Source organism: Pauljensenia sp. C0254C2 (genome assembly GCF_056583835.1).
The window spans coordinates 86,072-107,058 of the sequence record NZ_JBWPJO010000005.1 but is presented as its reverse complement, the minus strand read 5'-3'; the positions used below and the strand labels follow the sequence as shown (position 1 = coordinate 107,058).

General features: G+C 60.3%; 19 protein-coding genes and 4 tRNA genes. 18 read left to right on the top strand and 5 right to left on the bottom strand.

The window, feature by feature from the left end; translation table 11 throughout:
- Window positions 1–86: 86 nt before the first annotated feature.
- The 7 genes from nuoK to AC1DA5_RS05395 all read left to right on the top strand — a co-directional run bounded on the left by nuoK (window position 87) and on the right by AC1DA5_RS05395 (window position 9,141).
- Window positions 87–386: an NADH-quinone oxidoreductase subunit NuoK gene (nuoK, locus tag AC1DA5_RS05425; protein ID WP_058237190.1), complete on the top strand. Its 300-nt coding sequence runs from the start codon at window positions 87–89 to the stop codon at window positions 384–386.
- Window positions 387–401: 15 nt separating this feature from the next.
- Window positions 402–2,357 carry an NADH-quinone oxidoreductase subunit L gene (nuoL, locus tag AC1DA5_RS05420; protein WP_480289487.1) on the top strand — a complete coding sequence of 652 codons (1,956 nt, stop codon included), beginning with the start codon at window positions 402–404 and terminating at the stop codon, window positions 2,355–2,357.
- An 18-nt stretch (window positions 2,358–2,375) separates the two neighbouring features.
- A complete protein-coding gene (locus tag AC1DA5_RS05415; protein ID WP_070725374.1) occupies window positions 2,376–4,019 on the top strand; it encodes a complex I subunit 4 family protein in 1,644 nt (547 codons plus the stop codon).
- Window positions 4,020–4,024: 5 nt separating this feature from the next.
- Window positions 4,025–5,593 carry an NADH-quinone oxidoreductase subunit NuoN gene (gene nuoN / locus AC1DA5_RS05410; RefSeq protein WP_480289520.1) on the top strand — a complete coding sequence of 523 codons (1,569 nt, stop codon included), beginning with the start codon at window positions 4,025–4,027 and terminating at the stop codon, window positions 5,591–5,593.
- Complete coding sequence (locus AC1DA5_RS05405; RefSeq protein WP_480289486.1) at window positions 5,590–6,615, top strand: polyprenyl synthetase family protein; 1,026 nt, start codon at window positions 5,590–5,592, stop codon at window positions 6,613–6,615. The genes nuoN and AC1DA5_RS05405 overlap by 4 nt, the downstream gene beginning before the upstream one ends.
- A gap of 123 nt (window positions 6,616–6,738) precedes the next feature.
- Complete coding sequence (locus AC1DA5_RS05400; RefSeq protein ID WP_480289518.1) at window positions 6,739–8,238, top strand: FAD-dependent oxidoreductase; 1,500 nt, start codon at window positions 6,739–6,741, stop codon at window positions 8,236–8,238.
- Between the two features lie 12 nt (window positions 8,239–8,250).
- A complete protein-coding gene (locus tag AC1DA5_RS05395) occupies window positions 8,251–9,141 on the top strand; it encodes a M48 family metalloprotease (RefSeq protein ID WP_480289485.1) in 891 nt (296 codons plus the stop codon).
- A gap of 351 nt (window positions 9,142–9,492) precedes the next feature.
- Here the strand turns inward: AC1DA5_RS05395 and AC1DA5_RS05390 are convergent, their stop codons facing one another.
- Window positions 9,493–9,996, bottom strand: coding sequence for a YajQ family cyclic di-GMP-binding protein (locus AC1DA5_RS05390; protein WP_480289483.1), 504 nt, complete (start codon window positions 9,994–9,996; stop codon window positions 9,493–9,495).
- Window positions 9,997–10,133: 137 nt separating this feature from the next.
- Here AC1DA5_RS05390 and AC1DA5_RS05385 point away from each other — a divergent pair.
- From AC1DA5_RS05385 to AC1DA5_RS05360, 6 genes are all read left to right on the top strand, one after another.
- Window positions 10,134–10,215: transfer RNA gene (locus AC1DA5_RS05385), tRNA-Tyr, on the top strand.
- Window positions 10,216–10,331: 116 nt separating this feature from the next.
- Window positions 10,332–10,404: transfer RNA gene (locus AC1DA5_RS05380), tRNA-Thr, on the top strand.
- Between the two features lie 33 nt (window positions 10,405–10,437).
- Window positions 10,438–10,511, top strand: a tRNA-Met gene (locus AC1DA5_RS05375).
- A 55-nt stretch (window positions 10,512–10,566) separates the two neighbouring features.
- The gene (gene rpmG / locus AC1DA5_RS05370; RefSeq protein WP_074026201.1) at window positions 10,567–10,737 is read left to right on the top strand and encodes a 50S ribosomal protein L33; all 171 of its coding nucleotides are present in this window, start codon (window positions 10,567–10,569) and stop codon (window positions 10,735–10,737) included.
- Window positions 10,738–10,888: 151 nt separating this feature from the next.
- Window positions 10,889–12,121 (top strand): MFS transporter, encoded by a 1,233-nt coding sequence (locus AC1DA5_RS05365; RefSeq protein ID WP_480289480.1) that lies wholly within the window; start codon window positions 10,889–10,891, stop codon window positions 12,119–12,121.
- Between the two features lies 1 nt (window position 12,122).
- On the top strand, window positions 12,123–13,337 hold the full coding sequence (locus AC1DA5_RS05360) for a UDP-N-acetylmuramate dehydrogenase (RefSeq protein ID WP_480289478.1): 1,215 nt from the start codon (window positions 12,123–12,125) through the stop codon (window positions 13,335–13,337).
- Here AC1DA5_RS05360 and AC1DA5_RS05355 read toward each other — a convergent pair.
- From AC1DA5_RS05355 to AC1DA5_RS05340, 4 genes are all read right to left on the bottom strand, one after another.
- On the bottom strand, window positions 13,334–14,314 hold the full coding sequence (locus tag AC1DA5_RS05355) for an esterase/lipase family protein (protein ID WP_480289476.1): 981 nt from the start codon (window positions 14,312–14,314) through the stop codon (window positions 13,334–13,336). The genes AC1DA5_RS05360 and AC1DA5_RS05355 overlap by 4 nt on opposite strands.
- A gap of 1 nt (window position 14,315) precedes the next feature.
- Complete coding sequence (locus AC1DA5_RS05350; RefSeq protein ID WP_058237862.1) at window positions 14,316–15,416, bottom strand: adenosine deaminase; 1,101 nt, start codon at window positions 15,414–15,416, stop codon at window positions 14,316–14,318.
- Between the two features lie 25 nt (window positions 15,417–15,441).
- A complete protein-coding gene (locus tag AC1DA5_RS05345; protein ID WP_058237184.1) occupies window positions 15,442–16,281 on the bottom strand; it encodes an alpha/beta hydrolase in 840 nt (279 codons plus the stop codon).
- 197 nt (window positions 16,282–16,478) lie between these two features.
- Complete coding sequence (locus AC1DA5_RS05340; protein ID WP_092648790.1) at window positions 16,479–17,693, bottom strand: pyridoxal phosphate-dependent aminotransferase; 1,215 nt, start codon at window positions 17,691–17,693, stop codon at window positions 16,479–16,481.
- Between the two features lie 204 nt (window positions 17,694–17,897).
- Between AC1DA5_RS05340 and AC1DA5_RS05335 the strand changes: the two genes are divergently transcribed.
- The 5 genes from AC1DA5_RS05335 (at window position 17,898) to rplA (ending at window position 20,861) form a co-directional block, all read left to right on the top strand.
- Window positions 17,898–17,971 (top strand) — tRNA-Trp (locus AC1DA5_RS05335).
- Between the two features lie 83 nt (window positions 17,972–18,054).
- Window positions 18,055–18,351 carry a preprotein translocase subunit SecE gene (gene secE / locus AC1DA5_RS05330; RefSeq protein ID WP_058237861.1) on the top strand — a complete coding sequence of 99 codons (297 nt, stop codon included), beginning with the start codon at window positions 18,055–18,057 and terminating at the stop codon, window positions 18,349–18,351.
- A gap of 100 nt (window positions 18,352–18,451) precedes the next feature.
- On the top strand, window positions 18,452–19,441 hold the full coding sequence (gene nusG, locus AC1DA5_RS05325; protein WP_480289473.1) for a transcription termination/antitermination protein NusG: 990 nt from the start codon (window positions 18,452–18,454) through the stop codon (window positions 19,439–19,441).
- 200 nt (window positions 19,442–19,641) lie between these two features.
- Window positions 19,642–20,073 carry a 50S ribosomal protein L11 gene (rplK, locus tag AC1DA5_RS05320; RefSeq protein WP_058237182.1) on the top strand — a complete coding sequence of 144 codons (432 nt, stop codon included), beginning with the start codon at window positions 19,642–19,644 and terminating at the stop codon, window positions 20,071–20,073.
- Between the two features lie 74 nt (window positions 20,074–20,147).
- Window positions 20,148–20,861, top strand: a complete 714-nt coding sequence (rplA, locus tag AC1DA5_RS05315; RefSeq protein ID WP_058237181.1) for a 50S ribosomal protein L1 — start codon at window positions 20,148–20,150, stop codon at window positions 20,859–20,861.
- The last annotated feature ends 126 nt before the right edge of the window (window positions 20,862–20,987 follow it).

Here is a 20,987-nt window from a genome sequence, read left to right as displayed (position 1 = left end):
CAGGGACCGGGCGCGAACGCCGGCCCTACGCAGGGCGGAAGCAATAACAATGCTCAGCCGCACACACCTGGTGAAGGAGCTGCCAAATGAGTATGGCATGGTACCTGATCCTCGCGGGCGTGATCTTCTCCATCGGAGCGGTCGTAGTCCTCGTGAGGCGTTCCGCGGTGATCTCACTGATGGGTGTGGAGCTCATGCTGAACTCCGCGAACCTCGCCCTCGTGACCTTCGCACGTATCCACGCAGATGTTGCCGGACAGATCATGGCGTTCTTTGTCATGGTTGTCGCCGCAGCTGAAGTGGTCGTCGGACTGGCCATCATCGTATCCATCTTCCGTGCACGCGCGACAACCGGCGTGGACGACAACAACCTGCTAAAGAACTAAGGGAGGACCATTTCAATGACCACTACCCTCCCCGCTTTGACGGCCGCAACAGGGCCGGCAGCACTTGCGTGGCTTATGGTCGCGATCCCACTGGCGTCCGCAATCCTGTTGCTCGTCCTTGGGCGGCGCGCAGACAAATGGGGCCACATCCTCGGTGTGATCGCCTCGTGGGCGTCATTCGTTGTCGGCGTCGTTATCCTGGTGCAGATGCTTGGACTTCCAGCAGGTGAGCGACGACTGTCCATCGATCTGTTCTCGTGGATTCCGGCCGGCGACCTGTCCATCAACTTTGGAACCCTGATCGACCCGCTGTCGATGACCTTCGTGATGCTCGTGACCTTCGTGGGCTCGCTCATCCACGTATACGCCATCGCCTACATGGAACACGACGGGGATCGCCGCCGCTTCTTTGCCTACTTGAACTTCTTCATCGCCTCCATGCTGACACTGGTCATCGCGAATTCTTACGCAGTGCTCTTCATGGGATGGGAAGGCGTAGGCCTTGCCTCATACCTGCTGATCGGCTTCTGGAACCAGGTGCCCGACAATGCGACCGCCGCGAAGAAGGCGTTTGTCATGAACCGTGTCGGTGACATGGGCATGCTGATCGCCATGATGGGGATGGTTGCCTATGTCGGCTCCGTCTCCATGAATGACGTCAGCACTGCAGCTGCGGGACTGTCCACTGCACAGGCGACACTCATCGGTATCTTCCTGCTGGTCGCTGCCTGTGGTAAGTCCGCGCAGTTCCCACTGCAGGCATGGCTCGGTGACGCAATGGCCGGCCCGACGCCGGTGTCCGCGCTGATCCACGCGGCCACGATGGTGACCGCAGGTGTGTACCTGATTGTCCGCTCCGGCGCGATCTTCCTGGCAGCCCCTGCCGCATCACTGACAGTGGCGATCATCGGTGCGATCACGTTGCTGTTCGGCGCGATCGTCGGTTCGGCCAAGGACGACATGAAGAAGGTGCTGGCAGCATCAACGATGTCGCAGATCGGCTACATGCTTCTGGGTGCGGGTCTTGGCCCCATCGGCTGGGCGTTCGCCATCTTCCACCTGTTCACGCACGGTTTCTTCAAGGCATTGATGTTCTTGGGAGCAGGCTCCGTCATGCACGGCATGAACGATCAGGTCAACATGCGTCGCTTCGGTGCCCTGCGCACCGCGATGAAAGTCACCTGGATTACGTTCGCATGCGGCTGGCTCGCCATCCTCGGCGTGCCGCCATTCTCCGGATTCTTCTCAAAGGACAAGCTCATCGAGGCGGCATTTGCAGCGTCCTCGTTCTCCGGAATGTCAACACCCTGGGCTCCGTGGGTATTCGGCCTGGTCACAATGTTCGGTGCCGGAATCACCGCGTTCTACATGTCGCGCCTGTTCTTCATGATCTTCCACGGAGAAGCACGCTGGACAGATTCAACACCCGAGCAGGAAGTCCACCCGCACGAGTCGTCCCCTCTGATGACCATCCCGATGATCATTCTGGCGGTTTGCTCGGTACTCATCGGTGGACTGCTCAGCATCGGCGGAGCATTCACCTCATGGCTGGTTCCCGCAGTGGGGGAGACCCCTCACGTTGAGCCGGTCCTGCCGGTGTGGCTGATCCAGGTCGCCACCCTGCTGCTTGTCGTGATCGGCGTCGCCGTTGCGTGGTTCATGTACGTGAAGAAGCCGGTCCCGATTGGCGTCCCGGCAGGCAACGCGCTCACGCAGGCTGCACGCCAGGATCTGTACCAGGACCACCTCAACGAGAAACTCTTCATGATGCCCGGACAGGCGTTGGTCACCGTGGCAACAGAGGGCGATCGAAAGGTGGTCGACGGTGCAGTGGGCGGCTTGAGCTGGCTCACCGTTGGTGCGGGTCGCCTCGTCGCCATCACACAGAACGGTTTGGTGCGAACCTATGCGTCTTACATCCTTGGCGGCGTTCTTGTCGTCTTGGCAATCGTCCTCGGCTTCAGGCTGTGAGGGTGAGGAGGAGAATCAATGACTACTACTGATCTCATCCAGTCCAGTTCAATCCCGTGGCTGACGATCATGGTTGCCTGGCCGCTCGTGGCCGGCGCACTGGTCGGCCTCATCCCGGGGTTGCGTGCGCGCGGACGCCTTGTGGCGTTGGGCGCCTCGCTCATCGAATTGGTGCTCGGTATCATCGTTGCCACGCAATTCGACTGGACCACACCTGCCACACACCAGCTCGGTGAATCATATTCGTGGATCCCGCAGATGGGCGTGTCATGGGCGCTCGGCGTAAATGCCCTCGGCCTTGTGATGATCTTGCTGGCCGTCGCACTGGTGCCGCTCGTTCTGCTTGCTGCGCCTGCTCGCCTCGCCGGTTCCACGCACGAGGGCGACGCGCGCGACGCTGACGCTGACGAACGTGAGTCGCGTGAGGGCGCCTATAGCGCGCTGATCCTCGTCCTTGAAATGTTCATGGTCGTGATCTTCGCAGCCTTCGACGTGATCGTCTTCTACATCGCATTTGAAGCGATGCTGGTGCCGCTGTTCTTTATGATCGGCACCTACGGAGTGGGCGAGGCTGTGGCACGCCGCAAGGCTGCCATCAAGTTCCTGCTGTACTCGCTTGCCGGTGGCCTGGCCATGTTGGGCGGTCTGGTGGCACTGTGGGCAGTTGTCCCGCAAAAGTCCGAGACGTTCTTCCGCCTGGACACTCTCTCTCAATTCACCCCGATGCTGCCGTCCTCGTGGGCGATGGGAATCTTCTGGGCCTTCATGGTCGCCTTCATCATCAAGGCGCCGATGGTTCCGGTCCACACATGGCTGCCTGACACGGCGGCAGTTGCCCGCCCAGGTACATCCGTCCTGCTGGTCGGCGTGCTCGACAAGATCGGCACATTCGGAATGATCACGCTGTGCGTGAGCCTTTTCCCGCAGGCAGCGGCCAAGTGCGCCGTCGCCATGTGCGTTGCCGCCATCGTCTCAATCCTGTGGGGCGGTCTGGCCGCCATCGGACAAAACGACATTATGCGACTGGTGTCCTACACCTCGGTGTCACACTTCGGCTTCATGGTGCTGGGCATCTTCATCGGCTCGCAGCTGGCGTTGACCGGCGCGATGATCTACATGGTCGCTCACGGTGTCTCGATCGCCGCCATGTTCCTGATCTCCGGCTTCCTGACCCGCCGAGGCGGGACACGCGAGATTCCTGCATACCGCGGAATGCAGCGTGTGACTCCGGTGATCGCCGGCACGTGGTTGGTGTCCGGTTTGGCTTCAATCGCCCTGCCTGGCTTGTCAGGGTTCGTCCCTGAATACATGGTGCTGATGGGGTCCTTCTCCGTGTCAGTTCCGATCGCGCTGTTCGCTGTGCTGGGTGTCATCATCGCCGCCCTGTACGTGCTGCTGCCGTATCAGAAGGTCTTCACCGGCCCGCCAAACGAACCAATGCGCCACCTCACTGACATGAACGGTCGCGAAAAGGCCGTCGTGACGCCGCTGATCATCGCGATGGCTGTCATCGGCTTGTGGTCTGCTCCGATTGTCGGAGCACTGACCCCGGTATCAGACCAGGTCTTGAACGCAGGAAGCGCGGCGAGTGCGCCAGCGCAGACAGATGGGCAAACCTCTGACGCACCTGCCGATACGTCAACTGAAGGGAGCTCCAAGTGATTCCCATGAACGTCGCTACAACTACGGCCAGTGTTCCGTGGGCGAGCCTGACACCAGTGCTGATTGTGCTCGGTGGAGCAGTACTGGCAGTCCTGGTTGAATCATTTGCCCCCGCGCGCCTTCGTCGCCCGCTGGGAATTGGGGTCTCCCTCGTCGTGACCGCTGCAGCTATCGTCGTGCTCTCATGGCGCTGGGTTGTCGTAGCTGACACGCCGCAGGGTTTCGATGAATACATTGAGGACCCGCTGACAGTGGGTGCGCAACTGATTCTTGCCGTCATCACCTTCCTGGCGTTACTCGTCATCTCGGATCGTACGCAGATTCGTGATGGAACCTTCGCTGGACAGCCCTCGGACCGTCCCGGTTCCGTGGATGAGGAGCTGACAGAAAAGAAGCGCTACCAACGTTCGGAAATGTTTGCCCTCGTCCTGTTCTCGCTGGGTGGCATGATGGTGTTCCCTGCAGCGGACTCAATGATCATGCTGTTCGTGGCACTCGAGGTGATGTCGCTACCGCTGTACATCCTGTGTGCGACAGCGCGCCGTCACCGCCAACTGTCACAGGAAGCTGCGCTGAAGTACTTCATCCTCGGCGCATTCGCCTCGGCCTTCTTCCTGATGGGCATGGCACTGCTGTACGGGTACTCAGGTGGACTGAAGTTCTCCGGAGTGTACAAGGTCATGACCCAGAGCACGGGCGAGATGGACTGGCTGTTGCTGGCCGGCATCGTCATGGTGCTGGTGGGCCTGCTCTTCAAGGTTGGTGCTGCCCCGTTCCACGCATGGACGCCTGACGTTTACACCGGCGCACCCAGCCCGATCACCGGTTTCATGGCAGCTGCAGTGAAAATGGCTGCCTTTGCCGCGATCCTGCGTTTCTACCAGGTCCTCGCCGGACACTTCACATGGGATCTGCTGATCCCGATGAGTATTATCGCTGTCCTGACGATGGTGGTTGGCACCGTCGCAGGTCTGGTCCAAACAGACATCAAACGCATGCTGGCGTACTCGTCAATCGCGCATGCGGGCTTCATCCTGCTGGCGGTCTTGTCCCTGGTCAAGGGATCGGCAGGCCACGTCCTGTTCTACGTCCTGGCATACGCGCTGGCCACCATCGGCTCCTTCGCTGCGGTTACGCTGGTTCGCTCCGGCACCCGCTCTGGTGATTCGCTGGAGGTAGGCGGAGAGGCAACGGCTTTGGATCGCTGGGCCGGACTGGGCAAACGCAGCCCGCTGCTGGCAGGCAGCGTCCTGGTGTTCCTGATGTCATTCGCCGGCATTCCATTGACCAGCGGCTTCATTGGAAAGTTCGTTGTATTTTCAGATGCCTTCGCTGGCCAACTCGGATGGTTGGTTGCGATCGGCCTGCTGTGCTCCGTGGCAACAGCGTTCTACTACTTCCGTGTTGTTCGCCTGATGTTCTTCACTGAACCAAGTGAGAACACCGTGGTCATTAAGAGCGAAGGCCTCACTGCGATCGCTATTGCTGTGTGTGCGCTTGGGACGATCCTGCTGGGCATCGTTCCTGGGCCCGTCTTGTCAATGCTCTCAAATGTCGCTATCTTCTTGCCGTGACAGCTGTGAATTCTTATTCCGTACTTGACCTTGACGTCCCTTCTCTCGAAGCGCGTATCACTCCTGCGCTGGAAAGCGTGGAGGAGCTGCTGAATGACGCAGTTCGAGGCGGGCGTGACCTGGTCGAAGAACTCACACGCCATCTGAGCGTGGCGGGAGGCAAACGGATCCGCCCGGCTTTGACGCTTGTGTGTGCGCAGCTCGGTGACCCCGAGCGCGCAACGAGCGAGCGTGTCATCAGCGCAGCAACCGCAATGGAGCTGACGCACCTGGCATCGCTCTATCACGACGACGTCATGGACAGCGCACCCACTCGGCGCGGGGTTACCTCCGCACAGCACATGTGGGGTAACAACCGCGCCATCCTCGCTGGCGATGTGCTCTTTGCCAGGGCATCACGCCTGATAGCTTCCCTGGGACCTGAATCGGTGGCGCATCACTCAGACACCTTTGAGCGTCTGTGCATGGGGCAGCTCAACGAAACCTTCGGACCACCCGAAGACGCCGACCCGGTCGAGTTCTATCTGCAGGTTTTGGCAGACAAGACAGGATCGCTCCTTTCAGCATCAGCTTTCTTTGGAGCCTTCCACGGCGGAGCCGGCAGAGAGGTCGCTGACCTTGTTGCCACCTACGGTGAGAAGGTCGGCGTCGCTTTCCAGATCGCTGATGATGTTCTGGATCTTGCCTCCACAGGTGAGACCTCAGGGAAGACCCCGGGAACTGACCTGCGTGAAGGCGTGGATACACTGCCCGTCTTGCTGTTGCGCCGCCACGTGGCACACAACGGTGACGATGCGGCAGGCCAGGAAATCCTGGACGCAATCGACGGGGATCTGAGTTCCGATGGCGTCCTGGCTGACGTTGTTGACATGCTGCGCCATCACCAAGTGCTGCAGGAGACTCGCGACCTAGCTGAAAAGTGGTGCGACGATGCAGTGGCAGTGCTGGACGCCCTCGACGATTCTGAACCCAAACAGGCGCTGACTGCTTTCGCTCATCTTATGGTCAACCGCTTGTCCTGATCGTGCGTGGGCGGCGCCATAGTGCCGTTCCTGTGAAGCGCGCTAGGATGGTGTGTTGTATCGAAAACGCGGCTCGAGCCACGCTCATTCGTGCGTGGTGAGCCTGAGAAGGGACGAATGACTGTGACAGCAACGAACGTTGCCGTTGTCGGGGCCGGCCCGGCTGGTATTTATGCTTCGGACATCTTGTCGAAATCAGATCTCGATGTGAATATCGACCTGTTCGAACGCCTGCCTGCTCCCTACGGACTCGTTCGCTACGGCGTGGCTCCTGATCATCCGCGCATCAAACAAATCATCGTTGCCCTCTACAAGATCCTGCAGCGAGGCGACATCCGCCTGCTCGGCAACGTGGAGATCGGTCGCGACGTGACGATCGACGATCTGCGCGAACACTACGACGCCGTCATCTTGGCAACCGGAGCTGACCGTGATGCTCCGCTAAACATCCCAGGTGTCGACCTGCCGCAGTCATATGGTGCAGCCGACTTTGTCTCGTGGTACGACGGGCATCCGGACTACCCGCGCACCTGGCCGCTTGACGCGCGCGAGGTTGCCGTCATCGGTGTGGGCAATGTGGCGCTGGATGTGTCCCGCATCCTCTCTAAGCATGTGCATGACCTGATGGTGACTGAAGTGCCGGACAACGTGGCGAAAATTCTCGAAGACAATCCCATCACCGATGTACATGTTTTTGGCCGCCGAGGTCCCGCGCAGGTCAAGTTCACGCCACTCGAGCTGCGTGAACTGGGCAAAGTGCCCGACGTTGACGTGATTGTCGATGAGGAAGACTTTGATTTTGATGAAGGCTCCGAACAGACGATGCGCTCATCCAACCAGCAGCGCCAGGTCGTCAAGACACTGACGAACTACGCCTCGGTGGATCCAGAAGAGCGCCAAGCCTCCCGCCGTATCCATATCCACCTGTTCCAGTCACCCTCGGAAATTCTGGCGGACAGCAAAGGTAACGTGCGCGCACTGCGCACCGAACGCACTGAACTGGTCGGTGACGGCAGCGTGCGCGGCACCGGAGTGATGACTGACTGGCCGGTGCAGGCCGTGTACCGGGCCGTCGGATACTTTTCGTCGCCCATCCCCGGCGTGCCGTTTGACGAGGTTCGTGGCGTGATCCCGAATAACGAGGGACGCGTTGTCACCGAGCCGGGGTCAACGGAAATTGTTTCAGGCGTGTACGCGACCGGATGGGTGAAGCGTGGCCCCGTGGGCCTGATCGGCTCCACCAAGTCGGACGCACAGCAAACCATTGCGCACCTGGTTGAAGATGCCGAGGCTGGCGCTCTGCATGCCACCAGTGAAGCGGTGGGACACGATGCGATGATCAAACTGCTTGACGAGCGTGGCGTCGCCTACACGACATGGGAAGGCTGGGAGCTGCTGGATGCGTACGAACGCGAACTGGGCTCACGGTATGGTGAGCTTTCTGGTGGTCGCGGTACACGTGAGCGTGTCAAGGTCGTCTCCCGTAATGCGATGACGGCGATTTCTCGCAGTGAAGAGCATTCGCACGACGATGAGGACCTGATTGGTCAGCCCGGTGAGATGGGCGTGCCCACGGCTATTGAGCGATTTGGTGATCACTACACCGGTCCGCGCGGCGAATGAGACACTAGAGATATGAAATCGCGTTCGCGTGTCGCGTCCAACACAGTGCGCACAATCCTTCTGTTTGCCGTCCTGTGGGCGGTGCTCCTCGGTATTGGTGCGATTTTGGCGCATACAACCGGGTCGATGGTGTGGCTGTGGGTGATGGGCGGCGTATCGCTGATCGGTACGTTCTTCACCTACTGGAACTCGGCGTCCTTGGCGCTGCGCCAGATGAATGCCGAGCCTATGGATCAAAGTCTGTATCCGGAGGTTTACCGCATTGTCGAGGATCTGAGCCGGCAGGCCGATCAGCCAATGCCGACACTGTGGATTGCGCCGACGATGGCGCCTAACGCGTTTGCAACGGGACGTAACCCGAAAAATGCTGCGGTGTGCGTGACCGCCGGTATCCTCGATCTGCTCAATGAGCGTGAGCTGCGCGGTGTGATCGGGCATGAGCTGTCTCATGTGTACAACCGTGACATTCTGATTACTGCAATCGCCTCGTCCCTGGCGGGCATCATGGCAATTGCTGGGCGCTCTCTGCTGTGGATGGGAGGCGGCAGCCGTCGTAACCGTGACGGTGGGGGAGTGGCCGGACTGATACTGTCACTGGTTGCCGCGATTGTTGCGCCGCTGATCGGCATGCTCATCCAGCTGGCGATTTCACGCACGCGTGAGTACGAGGCGGATCACGACGGCGCGATTTTGTCGCACGACCCCCTTGCTTTAGCGTCGGCGTTGAAGAAGCTTGAGGTGGGCACCAGCCGCGTGCCACTTGAGCGTACACCGGAGCACCAGGGCGCAGCCCAGATGATGATTGCGAATCCGTTCAGTGGGGAATCGGTGCGCTCGCTCATGTCCACGCACCCGCCGATGGAAGAGCGGATCCGCCGCTTGGAGGAACTGGCCGGCTATTAGGGCGAACATCGGCTCCTCTCTCATTTTCCCATCTGTCGATTAGGACGCGAATGCGAGCTCCCTGCGCACGCACTCTCTGATTCTCCCAACTGTCGATCAGAAGACGCCAGGCTGCACCTTCCCTGCCAGCCTTGTCAGGCTGATACGTGGGAAATCCCTATTTTCCTGCAGTTTTACCTTGCAGTGAGGGAAGCAATCAGTGCTCGCATAGGTGAAGCTGCCTCCAGGTCGACAGTTGGGGACAGGAGAGTGGGGTGCTTCAGATATGGGCGAAGACGCCCGCACTGCCTCGAGATCGACAGTTGGGGACAAGGCAGAGGGGGGCGAGGACGCTATCGGACGGCCATGATCCTACCGATAGTTCACGAACTGCAACGCGCAGTCGATCTTCTGGCCCGCTTCGCCTCTGAGCAGTGCAATGACTTCTTGCAGGGAATCGCGCGACTTTGACGAAACGCGAACCTCATCTCCCTGGATCTGTGCCTTCACGCCCTTCGGGCCTTCGTCGCGAATCAGCTTTGTAATCTTCCTGGCATTGTCCTGGCTGATACCTTCGCGCAGGGGAGCGACCAGTCGATAGATTTTTCCGGACGGCTGAGGCTCACGATCCTTCAGATCCAGCGCCTTGAGTGAAACCTTGCGTCTGGTGAGCTTGGAGCGCAGCACGTCCACAATGGCCATCACGCGTTCGGGGGAGTTCGCTTCCATCACCACCGTATCGCCCGACAGTTCGATCGATGCGTCCACGTTACGGAAGTCGTAGCGTTGGGACACCTCCCTCGCCGCCTGGTTGACAGCGTTATCCACTTCCTGCCGGTCGAGTTTGGAGACAATGTCGAATGATGAATCAGCCATGGGAATCCCTTCCTATCAGCGTCTGGCTATGAGTGTGCTCGATATCTCGCATTTGAGCGGGTCAAAACCGGTGATCCGATTGGCGCTCACGCTTGTATTTTTGTTATTCTTTCACGGCACCGATGATTGGTGTCAATGGCGGGGTGCCCGAGCGGCCAAAGGGAGCTGACTGTAAATCAGCCGCGGAATGCTTCGGGGGTTCGAATCCCTCCCCCGCCACTGGACTGAATGCCACAAGTGCTTCGCTCTCGAGGTGCTCAGTTCTGCGACGTGAGGATGCTCTCAAGCCTGGAGATTGCTTCGAGCATGAGTGTCAGGCTAGAGTTTCTCTCGTTGCCCCGATAGCTCAGTCGGCAGAGCGTCTCCATGGTAAGGAGAAGGTCAAGGGTTCGATTCCCTTTCGGGGCTCTGGTTTGCGGCCTCGCAGTCGCGACCTACCACGGCGGGGTAGCTCAGCTGGTTAGAGCGCACGACTCATAATCGTGAGGTCGCGGGTTCGAGTCCCGCCCCCGCTACCGTGACCTCCCGGTCTCCGGCGATAATCTCAGAACCTCAAGTGAAGGAAAGATCGTGGCAAGCAAGTCTCAGGACGTTCGCCCCAAGATCACTCTGGCGTGCTCGGAGTGCAAGGAACGTAACTACATCACCAGGAAGAATCGTCGCAATACGCCTGACCGCCTCGAGCTGGCCAAGTATTGCCCGCGTTGCCGCAAGTCGACGACGCACCGTGAAACTCGGTGACGTTCCAGCGACGCCTCGCAACTGTCATTCCCCCGGAGCTGTTCAACAGCCCGGGGGTTTATGCACGCTGCGTTTCCGCCGCCCCGGCGCACTAGATAGCCACGCACGGCACTTATTCGATCGGCACAATATGACCACAGGGAAGGCTGTCATGAGCCTGTCACGCAGAAACCTGCCCCAATCGCGGATACACCGTGCCGTCATCGCTGACGCCGCCATGTTTTTTTTCATGGGCTTTGCCAGCTCCTCGTGGGTGTCCCGCCTGCCGGCAGTGCGTGATTCCCTGAACCTCAGCCCGACTCAGATCGGCACAATGCTCCTTATCGGCTCCATCGGGTCACTGGTGGCGCTGCCCTCCTCAGGCCCGGTAGTCGGTGCGATCGGACCACGCATGAGCGGCCGCCTCGCGGGTGTGCTGTGGGCTGTGGGTATGGGCTGCGTGGTGGCATCCATCCACGTGGGGTCGCTCGGCTTGTTGTCGCTGAGCCTTATCTTCGTGTCGATGGGCATGTCGTTGACGGGGTCAACAATCAACACTGCAGGCGGACTAATCGAGGTCGTCCTCGGCCACCCAGTCCTGGACCGATTCCACGCGATGTTCTCGATCGGCACGGTCACTGGCGCCCTTTCAGGCGCCGCAATGGCGAGGGCGGCCGTCCATGTCACCCATCATCTGCTGGGAGTGATCGTCTTTGGCCTGACCTGCGTCGCAGTCGCAACCGCGTTCCTGCTCACCGAGGACGATGTGCTCGCCCAATCTGTGAGCGACGGCGCTCCCAAGCGTCGCCGGATATTTGGAAGCGGCGGATCAACGGCCCGTACGCGAAAGGCGTGGGGCGAAAAACGCACGCTGTTGATCGGCCTGATGGTGTTGTCCTCGGGATTGCTGGAGGGGTCAGCGAATAATTGGCTTGCACTGGCGATGGTTGATGGGTACGACATGACGGCGGCGCAAGGTTCTGCGGTACTGTCCGGTTTCCTCGCCACGGTGGCGGTCGTCAGGCTCAGTGCTGCGTGGCTGCGTCGGCACTGGCCACCCGATGTCTTACTGCGCGGCATGCTGATCGCCGCATGTCCCGGACTGATCCTGGTCGGTTTCGCACCCGTGTGGGGTATTGCGATGATTGGTGTGGTGTTGTGGGCATTCGGCGCCGCCCTGGTGTATCCCACCGGTGCTTCCGCACTGTCCCACGATCCGTCGATGACAGCTGCGCGCCTGTCGGTGCTGTCCACCATCAATTACGGTGCATTCCTGATCGGTCCGCCTGTGCTCGGCTTACTCGCCTCGCATATGGGGTACCACCGTGCGTTGGCGTGTCTGGTTGTTCCGGTTGCGGTTGGTGCATGGCTGACGCGCTACCTGCGACCTGAATCAGACAGCTAGGATGTCCTACGTGAGCGAACAGGGGAAGAACCGACCACCGATCAACGCCGAGGAGCATAGGCGCCCGCGCGCCCGTACGCATGCCCCCCGCCTGTCTGACATGACGACCTTTCGTGTCGGCGGTCCGGTGACCACCCTTGTTGAGCCTTCCACTGAAGACGCCTTCGTTGACGCGTTGCGCCGCGCCGACGGTGAACACAGCCCTGACCGCCTCCTGATTCTCGGCGGCGGATCGAACATCTTGGCTGATGATGCGCCGTTTGATGGAACGGTGATTCGTGACGCTCGCACAAGCCTTGAAACAGATGTCACCTGGATCCCCTCGGAACCATCCGCGCCGCAGAGCTCACCTGTCATCGTGACGGCTGCATCTGGCGTAGCGTGGGACGCCCTCGTCAATGAGAGTGTGAAGCGGGGACTGTCGGGCCTGGAAGCACTGTCAGGAATCCCTGGAACGGTTGGGGCGGCACCTGTGCAGAACATCGGAGCGTACGGCGGCGAAGTTGCCCACACACTGCTCCGCATAGGCGCGTGGGATCGCCTTGAGCAGCGCCGCGTCGAGTTGACCCACGATGACCTTGAGCTCGGCTATCGTTCATCCATTCTGAAGCAGTCGCGTCTGACACCTCGCATGGACGGCTCGCAGTGGGGGCCGACCGGGCGCTGGGTCGTCCTAGATGTCACGCTGCAGCTCACACGCTCACACATGTCTGCACCCGTCGCGTATTCCCAGCTCGCGCGCGCATTGGACGTTCCAATTGGACAGCAGGTCGAGACGAATCGCGTACGCAGCGAGGTCCTGCGCCTGCGTGCCTCCAAGGGCATGGTGATTGACGAGGGGGACCATGACACGTGGTCGGCCGGATCGTTCTTCACGAACCCGATTCTTGATGCCGATGAGGCGGAGCGGCTGTTGCCATCTGAGGCTCCGCGATTTGACGCTGGGCGGGGCCTGGTCAAGACATCGGCAGCGTGGCTGATCGACCGTGCGGGTTTTGGAAAAGGGTTTGCGCTGTCTGACGAGTGTGAACCGTGCGGTGGCCACGGCTCGGCGCGCGCCTCGTTGTCCACCAAGCACGTCCTGGCGCTGACTAACCGTGGAGGAGCCTGCGCACAGGATATCCGTGATCTGGCGCGGGCGGTGCGCGCAGGGGTGAAGGGACGTTTTGGGGTGACGCTTGTGCCAGAACCCGTTGTCCTGGGAGAGCAAATTTAACAGCGGTACGGCTCAGCCAGCTGGACCAATGTTCGTGCTGCTCCGCGCGATTCAAGCATCTGACCGTGACCGTAGATGGGCAAAATGACTCGGCGATGCGCGCCTGGAAGCGTAGTGGGAGGGACGTTCTCATCCCACGTCGCCTCAATCTGAGTGATCCGTGCGTTCAGGTCAGTGCGTGAGGCTAGGGGGCGAATGGCGGGGGAGCCGGGGGAGAGTTCACGCAAACTCGGGATCGGCAACAGGCGTGCGATCGGTGCTCCGTCGAAGGGCGTCGCAAAGGTGATGAGGTGCCGAATACGCCATCCCTCGGGACCGGCCATGATCGCTTTGGCCACCAGTCCGCCTTTGGAATGCGAATAGAGCAACACATGAGTGAGGTTTTCTCGCGCAAGGTAGCGCTCGGCCATCTGAGCAATCGCGTCAATCGGGCGGCGCATAGCGCGCACACCTTCCAGGATTCGTGCGTCCCACCCGGCGTCGGCCAGCGCGCGAGCCCACGGGTCGAGATAGTGGCGCGACTCCCAGATGCCGGGAATCCCGATGGCGACTGGACGCGCCGCGCAGTCAGGCGTTGCTGTGCTCGCAGCGAGCGTCGCAGGTGTGTGTGCGCTCGCGGCAGGCTGAGTGGGCGTACCCGCGTCTGTGGAAGGCTGGGCGAGCGCGCTACTTGTTACGGTTATCGACGAGGGTGACTGCGGGCCGGCCGATGGTGAGGCTGCCGAATCATCCGAACCGTTCTGACTGCCGGACGAATCACCGGCCGCCGAAAGCGTGTCGCATACGACAGATGTCATGAGCTGGAGGCGACGGCGCGCAGCGCCCACTAAATCGTTGGCAGCGACGGCCAGGCGCTGCGGAATTGGCGGTATCGTGACCCACGAAGGTGCCTCTTGGCGCAACGTCTCCGCAGGGGTGAACCAGTGCCACAGCGGCCACTGCCGAACCGATTCAGCAGCATTCTCGTGTTCGTTCATCTCACGGCTCATTGGCCAACCACCGATCAATCTGCGCGTTCCAGATGCGCCTGCGGTCAAATGACACCAGGGAGGCGCGGATCGACTGACGGGCCAGTTCCGCAAGCTGCTCGTCGCTCAGACCGAAAACATCTCGAGCAGCCTCGTATTGAGCCAACAGGCGCGAGTGGAACAGCAACGGGTCGTCGGCGCTCAAGGCGATTGTGGCGCCGGCCGCCATCAAGTCAGGCAAAGGGACGTGCGCTATGTCTGGATACACCCCGAGGTGCACGTTAGACGTGGGACATACTTCCAACGCAATGCCGTCATCGACCAGGCGCTTGAGCAGGTCCGGATCCTCCGCGCTCCTGACACCGTGTCCCAGCCGGGTCGGGGAGAGCGCTGCCAGGACTTCACGCACCGATGAGGGTCCCAGCAGCTCGCCTCCATGCGGAACCGACGCAAGACCAGCGTCGCGCGCAATGTTGAAGGCAGCACCGAACTGCGCGGTTGAGCCCACCCGCTCGTCGTTGGACAGACCGAATCCCACGACGGTGCCCGGCTCCCTGCCAGCGTACTGAGATGCCAGGCGGGCGAGGGTGCGTGCATCTAAGGGGTGGCGGATACGAGAGGCAGCGACCACGATGCTGACATCCACACCAGTTGCTTCGCTGGATGCGCGCGCCTCGTCCAGAATGATTTCGAGGGCGGGAGTGATGCCGCCAACCCACGGTGCATACGACGTGGGATCAACTTGCATTTCCAGATGCACAGAGCCTTCCGCCGCGTCATCCTCGGCAGCCTCACGCACGAGGCGGCGCATAACATCCTCGGTGCGAACTAACACGCGGGCTGCATCGTAGGCGCGCTGGAAGCGGAACCATCCGCGCGCATCTGCCGGAACAGTGAGCGGATCCATGTCCAGCAAATGAGGCGGCAGTCGGACGCCTTTTTCCACAGCGAGTTCGACCAGAGTGCGCGGTCGCATCGCGCCGGTGAAGTGCAGATGCAGATGTGCCTTGGGCAATGTGGCCAGGGGGCGCCGGCCGGGGGGCGTGGGCGCCGCCTTCGTCAATATGGGCTGGTCACTGGGACTGGGTGAAGCAATTGGACGCAGCGGCATCGGCGGGGGCATGCTGTGAGAATGTTCAGGCATCAGCACCATTATCGGCAGCCGGCCGGCGCGCGTCCATCCACAGGGCGATATCCCGCATCAGGCCGGGACCTTCAGGCTCGTTCAGTACTTCGTGGTATGCGCCGTCGATGACGCGTAGGTGCGCGTCGGGGGTGTGCGTGCCCCATGCCAGTGACAGTCGAGCATTGCGCACGAATTCCTCTGACCCACTCGGGCGAGCAAGATGGTCATGTGAGCCGTGGATGACCAGGGTGGGCACGCTGAGTGAATCGGCTCGTGCGATCGTGTGGTCGCCCTGAACGCACATCGTCAGAGCAGTGATCAGCGGGACGGGTCCATGGAAATTGAGCGGATCGTTTTCGTAGTCGTCCACCACGTCTGGGTCGCGCGAGACGCCGCCCGCATCAAGCTTCGCTGTGGGCAATCCGGGGGCGACGCGAGCCAGTGTCAGCATGGAGCGAGCTACCTTGGCAGTGATCGGCGCGGCGGGACGAAATGCCGGACCGGTCAGCACCATGCCGGCAACATGATCCGGATCGATGAGGACAGATGCAGCGGTGATAATGCCGCCCATGGAATGACCCAACACAAATAGCTGCGATGTGCGCGAATTGGCGAGGGCGTCTGCGCGCGCTGCGCGGTGCTCTGTAATGAGACGGCCGACATCGACTTGAGCACGTGGACCATCTGCACTTCCGTGTCCGCTCAGATCGAATGTCACTGCGTCGTAGCCATCGTGATTGAGAGAATCGACGAGGCGCCTGTAGCGGCCTTGATGCTCGGCGTATCCGTGGCAGATCAAGACGGTGCCGTGTGGCTGGGGATCGGATGTGTGATGGGTGAACAACTGCATACCACTATTGTGCCTGTTAAAAGGCGCTGATGAGCGCTTATCAGCGCCAAAAGGGCAGAATTGGTGGTGCGGCCGCAACAGCAAATGGTCAGGTGCGGGCATGCTGAGACTGAGATGGAATTCGCCGATGCTGAAGCAGAAACAACGCTCGCCGATGCTGAACCAGCGATCAGCCTCGCCCAGGCAGAAAGTGAGTCTTAGTCGCGGTCAGCCAGGAGCTTTTGAATACGGCCAACGCCTTCTGCCAGATCATCGTCGGAAAGCGCGTACGACAGGCGAATAAAGCCGCTGGGGCCAAAGGCCTCACCCGGCACTACCGCGACCTCAGCTTCCTTCAAGATGAAGTCGGCGAGTTCAGCGGACGTGGTGCACGTGGTGCCGCGAATGGAGGTGTTCAAGAGTCCCTCCACCGATGGGTACGCGTAGAAGGCGCCCTTCGGTGTGGGTACGGTCAATCCTTCGATTTCACTGAGCATGTCGATCATCGTGCGTCGGCGGCGGTCAAACGCCTGGCGCATACGCTCCACGTCCTCCAGGCCACCCTCGAGCGCGGTTTTGGCAGCCCACTGGGCAACGTTGTTGACGTTGGAGGTTAAGTGAGACTGGAAAGATGTGGCCGCCTTGACCATGTCCTGTGGGCCAACCATCCAGCCCACACGCCAGCCGGTCATCGCGTATGTCTTTGCGACGCCGTTAAGGACGAGGGTCTGGTCAGCCAGTTCGGGAACCAGCTTGACAACGTGAGCAGTCTGGGCGCCGTCGTACAGCAGATGCTCGTAGATCTCATCGGTGATGACCCAGATACCGTGCTCCAGTGCCCACTGGCCGATTTGGCGAGTTTCTTCGGGTGTGTACACCGCGCCAGTCGGGTTCGAGGGGGAACAGTGCAGCAATGCGACAGTCTTATCGGTGCGCGCCTCTTCGAGCTGGTCAACGGTGACTTTGTAATCCTGGTCAGCACCGGCAAAAACGGGAACCGTGGTGCCTCCGGCAAGTTTGATGGCCTCGGGGTATGTCGTCCAGTAGGGGGTTGGCAGGAGAACTTCATCACCGGGATCGAGGACAGCTGCGAACGCCTCGAACACGGCCTGCTTGCCGCCGTTGGTGACCAGAATCTGGCTGGGGTCGACCTCGTAGCCCGAGTCGCGCAGCGTCTTGGCTGCGATTGCCTCGCGCAGTTCCGGCAGACCTGAGGCTGGGCTGTAACGATGCATCCGAGGATCGTGGCAGGCTTTGGCGGCTGCTTCGACGATCTGGTTGGGGGTCGGAAAGTCAGGTTCGCCGGCGCCGAAACCAATGACGGGGACGCCCTGAGCCTTGAGAGCTTTCGCCTTGGCATCCACGGCTAAAGTCGCTGATGGTGTGATGGAACGAAGACGCGCTGAGGCGCGGTGAGCAGTTTGGTTCGACATGTCTCTATCGTTGCACGATTGGAGGCCGTGCGGAAGAAAATTCCTAGGAATGGACGCGCTATGATCAGGGGTGCTGGTGCGGACGGTGGAAGCCAAAAACGCAGATCTGTGATTTTCTACATGCGGCGTGAAGTTGTACACTGGCGCGTTAACGCCCTAAACTAGCGGGGCGGGTCATGGGCGTCAGCCTGTGACAAGCGGTGAAGGGCAGTGGCGCAATTAGGTAGCGCACCGGTCTCCAAAACCGGCGGTTGTGGGTTCGATTCCCGCCTGCCCTGCTACATTGTAGATATCGGCCTACACGACAAGGAGAGGTTCTGTGAGCGACAGTCGCGCACTTGGCGGACCCGACAATGACGGTCTGCCCGACGTGCCGGACAAGCCGAGCGCTCCTGTGCGTCGTGACCGCACGAAGAGTGCACCGACTCCGAGCCGTGAGAAGTCGACGCATGAGGAAGGCGAAAAGCGTGGACTGTTCTCCCGCATTCGCCTGTTCATCAGCCAGGTCATCGCTGAGATGAAGAAGGTGACGTATCCGACTCGCAACGAAACATGGACGTACTTCGTTGTCGTGATCGTCTTCGTCACCGCTGTGATGGCATACACAGGACTTTTAGACCTGATATTCGGTAAGCTAAACGCATTGATATTCGGCTGAACCCGATTGACCCGCCGGCAGGAACCTGCAGGCGGGTTTCTTCTACGGTTCGTCAACCACTGCTGACAAGCCCACGCGCGTTGGCTCTGAAGGAGGACACGTGAGCGACCACATTGAAAACGCACCAGATGCGGATGAGACTACCGCTGTAAACGATACGCACGTCGACGCTGATTCTGCCCCTCAGTTCGTCTCTGCATCCGAATCTGTATCGGAGGGCAGCGGCGCGCAGAAAGCTGATGGTGCCGAGACAGCTGATGGCGTCGAGACAGCTGACTCCACCCTCGCGCAGGAAGAAACTGCAGCTGTGATTGAGTCAGTTGCTGCCACCGAGCACGGTGGATCCGATGCTGATGCGGCTGTAGCTGAGGCGCCCGCTCATGATGAGGTGCCTGCTAAGGATCAGCCACCCTCGGAAATTGGCGACGCTGAAGCAAGCGAGCAGCCGGGCGATGCGGACACTGAATCCGCGGCTGACGAAATCGAAGACCCCATCGAAGTTCTGCGTGGCGAGCTGCGCCTTCTGCCAGGCGACTGGTACGTCATCCACACGTATTCCGGCCACGAGCGCAAGGTCAAGGCTAACCTTGAACAGCGCATCACCAGCCAGAACATGGAGGACTACATCTACCGCGTTGAGGTTCCCGACGAATATGTCATGGAATTCCGCGGCTCTCAGAAGAAGCGTGTGCGTCGTGTGCGCATCCCCGGATACGTCCTGGTGTGCATGGACTTCACTGACGCGTCATACCGAGTTGTCAAGGAAACGCCAGCCGTGACCGGCTTCGTTGGCGATCAGCACAATCCGATGCCTCTGTCTGAAGATGAGGTTGTCATGATGCTCACCCCGAACGTCATGGAAGAGGCCGCTCAGGAAAACAAGACTGGCCCGGCTCCGGTTCAGGAACTCAAGGTCAGCTACGAGGTGGGCGAAGTTGTCACAGTGGTGGACGGACCGTTCGAAACGATGAACGCCGTAATCTCCGAGATCATGCCCGAGACCCAGAAGCTGAAAGTTCTGGTCACGATTTTCGAGCGCGAAACGCCTCTGGAACTCAACTTCGATCAGGTTCAAAAGATCGACGACTAGTCGCCGCGGCGCAGGGGCGGACACGCCCGCCCAGGTGTTGCGCACAGCTTAGTGAGTGATGTCGCGCACGAGAACTTGGGATCAAGGTATCTGACGCGATATCATCGCTGTTTGTGCGTCTGCATTTGCGTGTAGGACGCGCAGGCGGATCGGCAACCGTCGGTTCGCTTCGAATCACCAATGAAAGACCCGTAACTTATATGGCACCAAAGAAGAAGGTCACCGGCCTGATCAAGCTGCAGATCCCTGCCGGTGCTGCAACTCCGGCTCCGCCAGTTGGCCCGGCACTGAGCCAGCACGGCGTGAACATCGTGGAGTTCACCAAGGCGTACAACGCTGCAACCGAATCTCAGCGCGGCAATATCGTCCCTGTTGAGATCACCGTCTATGAAGACCGTACGTTCACGTTCGTTCTCAAGACGCCTCCGGCTGCACAGATGATCAAGAAGGCGGCTGGCGTGGACAAGGGCTCACCGACGCCTCACACCACCAAGGTGGCAAACCTGACCAAAGATCAGGTTCGCGAGATCGCTGAGACCAAGATGCAGGACCTCAACGCCAACGACATCGAAGCCGCGATCAAGATCATTGCCGGCACCGCCCGTTCCATGGGCATCACCGTCAGCGACTGATACGTCACCAAACCAATCTTTGTGGAAGGGCAAGCGCTTGCCCGAACACACCACACCTGCAAGGAGATAGCAGAATGACAAAGCGCTCGAAGAGCTACCGGGCCGCCGCGGAGAAGATCCACGCCGGTGAGGTATACGAACCTCTTGAAGCCATGAAACTGGCAAAAGAAACCACTGTCACCAAGTTTGACGCCACCGTTGAGGTGATGTTCCGACTGGGTGTCGATCCCCGTAAAGCAGACCAGATGGTCCGCGGAACCGTTTCCCTGCCGCACGGCACTGGCAAGACCTCACGGGTCTTGGTCTTCGCTGTGGGCCCGCGCGCGCAGGAAGCGATCGACGCCGGAGCTGACGAGGTCGGCGGCGACGAACTGATTGAGAAGGTCCAGAAGGGCTACACCGATTTTGATGTGGCCGTCGCAACCCCTGACATGATGGGCAAGGTTGGCCGTCTGGGTCGCGTCCTCGGTCCTCGTGGCCTCATGCCGAACCCGAAGACCGGAACGGTCACGATGGAAGTTGGCAAGGCTGTCAAGGAGATCAAGGGTGGCCGTATCGAGTTCCGTGTGGACAAGCACGCGAACCTGGCGTTCATCATCGGCAAGGCATCCTTCACTGCTGAGCAGTTGACGGAAAACTACGCCGCTGCCCTCGATGAAGTCCTGCGTCTGAAGCCGTCCTCCTCCAAGGGTCGCTACATCACGAAGGCCACCGTTTCAACGACGATGGGCCCTGGCATCCCGTTGGATCCGACCAAGACGCGCGATCTGCTCGGCACTGACGACTGATTGTTCGATGCCTGACGGCATTGATTCTCGGTGCTTCGGCGATCGGTTGCAGAGATGACCGGTTGGGTTGATGACCAGGCGGATTGATGCCTGAGCGATCATCGACGAGGGTGCCGCAGCGCCCGC

What these genes read in the sequence shown, in the direction of transcription:
- AC1DA5_RS05350 (WP_058237862.1), bottom strand. Translation starts at nt 15,416, where the DNA reads ATGCCGCTGCGTCCAATTGCTTCACCCAGTCCCAGTGACCAGCCCATA.
- AC1DA5_RS05345 (WP_058237184.1), bottom strand. Translation starts at nt 16,281, where the DNA reads ATGCAGTTGTTCACCCATCACACATCCGATCCCCAGCCACACGGCACC.
- AC1DA5_RS05390 (WP_480289483.1), bottom strand. Translation starts at nt 9,996, where the DNA reads ATGGCTGATTCATCATTCGACATTGTCTCCAAACTCGACCGGCAGGAA.
- AC1DA5_RS05395 (WP_480289485.1), top strand. Translation starts at nt 8,251, where the DNA reads ATGAAATCGCGTTCGCGTGTCGCGTCCAACACAGTGCGCACAATCCTT.
- AC1DA5_RS05360 (WP_480289478.1), top strand. Translation starts at nt 12,123, where the DNA reads ATGTCCTACGTGAGCGAACAGGGGAAGAACCGACCACCGATCAACGCC.
- nuoN (WP_480289520.1), top strand. Translation starts at nt 4,025, where the DNA reads ATGAACGTCGCTACAACTACGGCCAGTGTTCCGTGGGCGAGCCTGACA.
- nuoK (WP_058237190.1), top strand. Translation starts at nt 87, where the DNA reads ATGAGTATGGCATGGTACCTGATCCTCGCGGGCGTGATCTTCTCCATC.
- rplK (WP_058237182.1), top strand. Translation starts at nt 19,642, where the DNA reads ATGGCACCAAAGAAGAAGGTCACCGGCCTGATCAAGCTGCAGATCCCT.
- AC1DA5_RS05365 (WP_480289480.1), top strand. Translation starts at nt 10,889, where the DNA reads ATGAGCCTGTCACGCAGAAACCTGCCCCAATCGCGGATACACCGTGCC.
- AC1DA5_RS05415 (WP_070725374.1), top strand. Translation starts at nt 2,376, where the DNA reads ATGACTACTACTGATCTCATCCAGTCCAGTTCAATCCCGTGGCTGACG.
- AC1DA5_RS05340 (WP_092648790.1), bottom strand. Translation starts at nt 17,693, where the DNA reads ATGTCGAACCAAACTGCTCACCGCGCCTCAGCGCGTCTTCGTTCCATC.
- AC1DA5_RS05355 (WP_480289476.1), bottom strand. Translation starts at nt 14,314, where the DNA reads ATGAACGAACACGAGAATGCTGCTGAATCGGTTCGGCAGTGGCCGCTG.
- rplA (WP_058237181.1), top strand. Translation starts at nt 20,148, where the DNA reads ATGACAAAGCGCTCGAAGAGCTACCGGGCCGCCGCGGAGAAGATCCAC.
- nuoL (WP_480289487.1), top strand. Translation starts at nt 402, where the DNA reads ATGACCACTACCCTCCCCGCTTTGACGGCCGCAACAGGGCCGGCAGCA.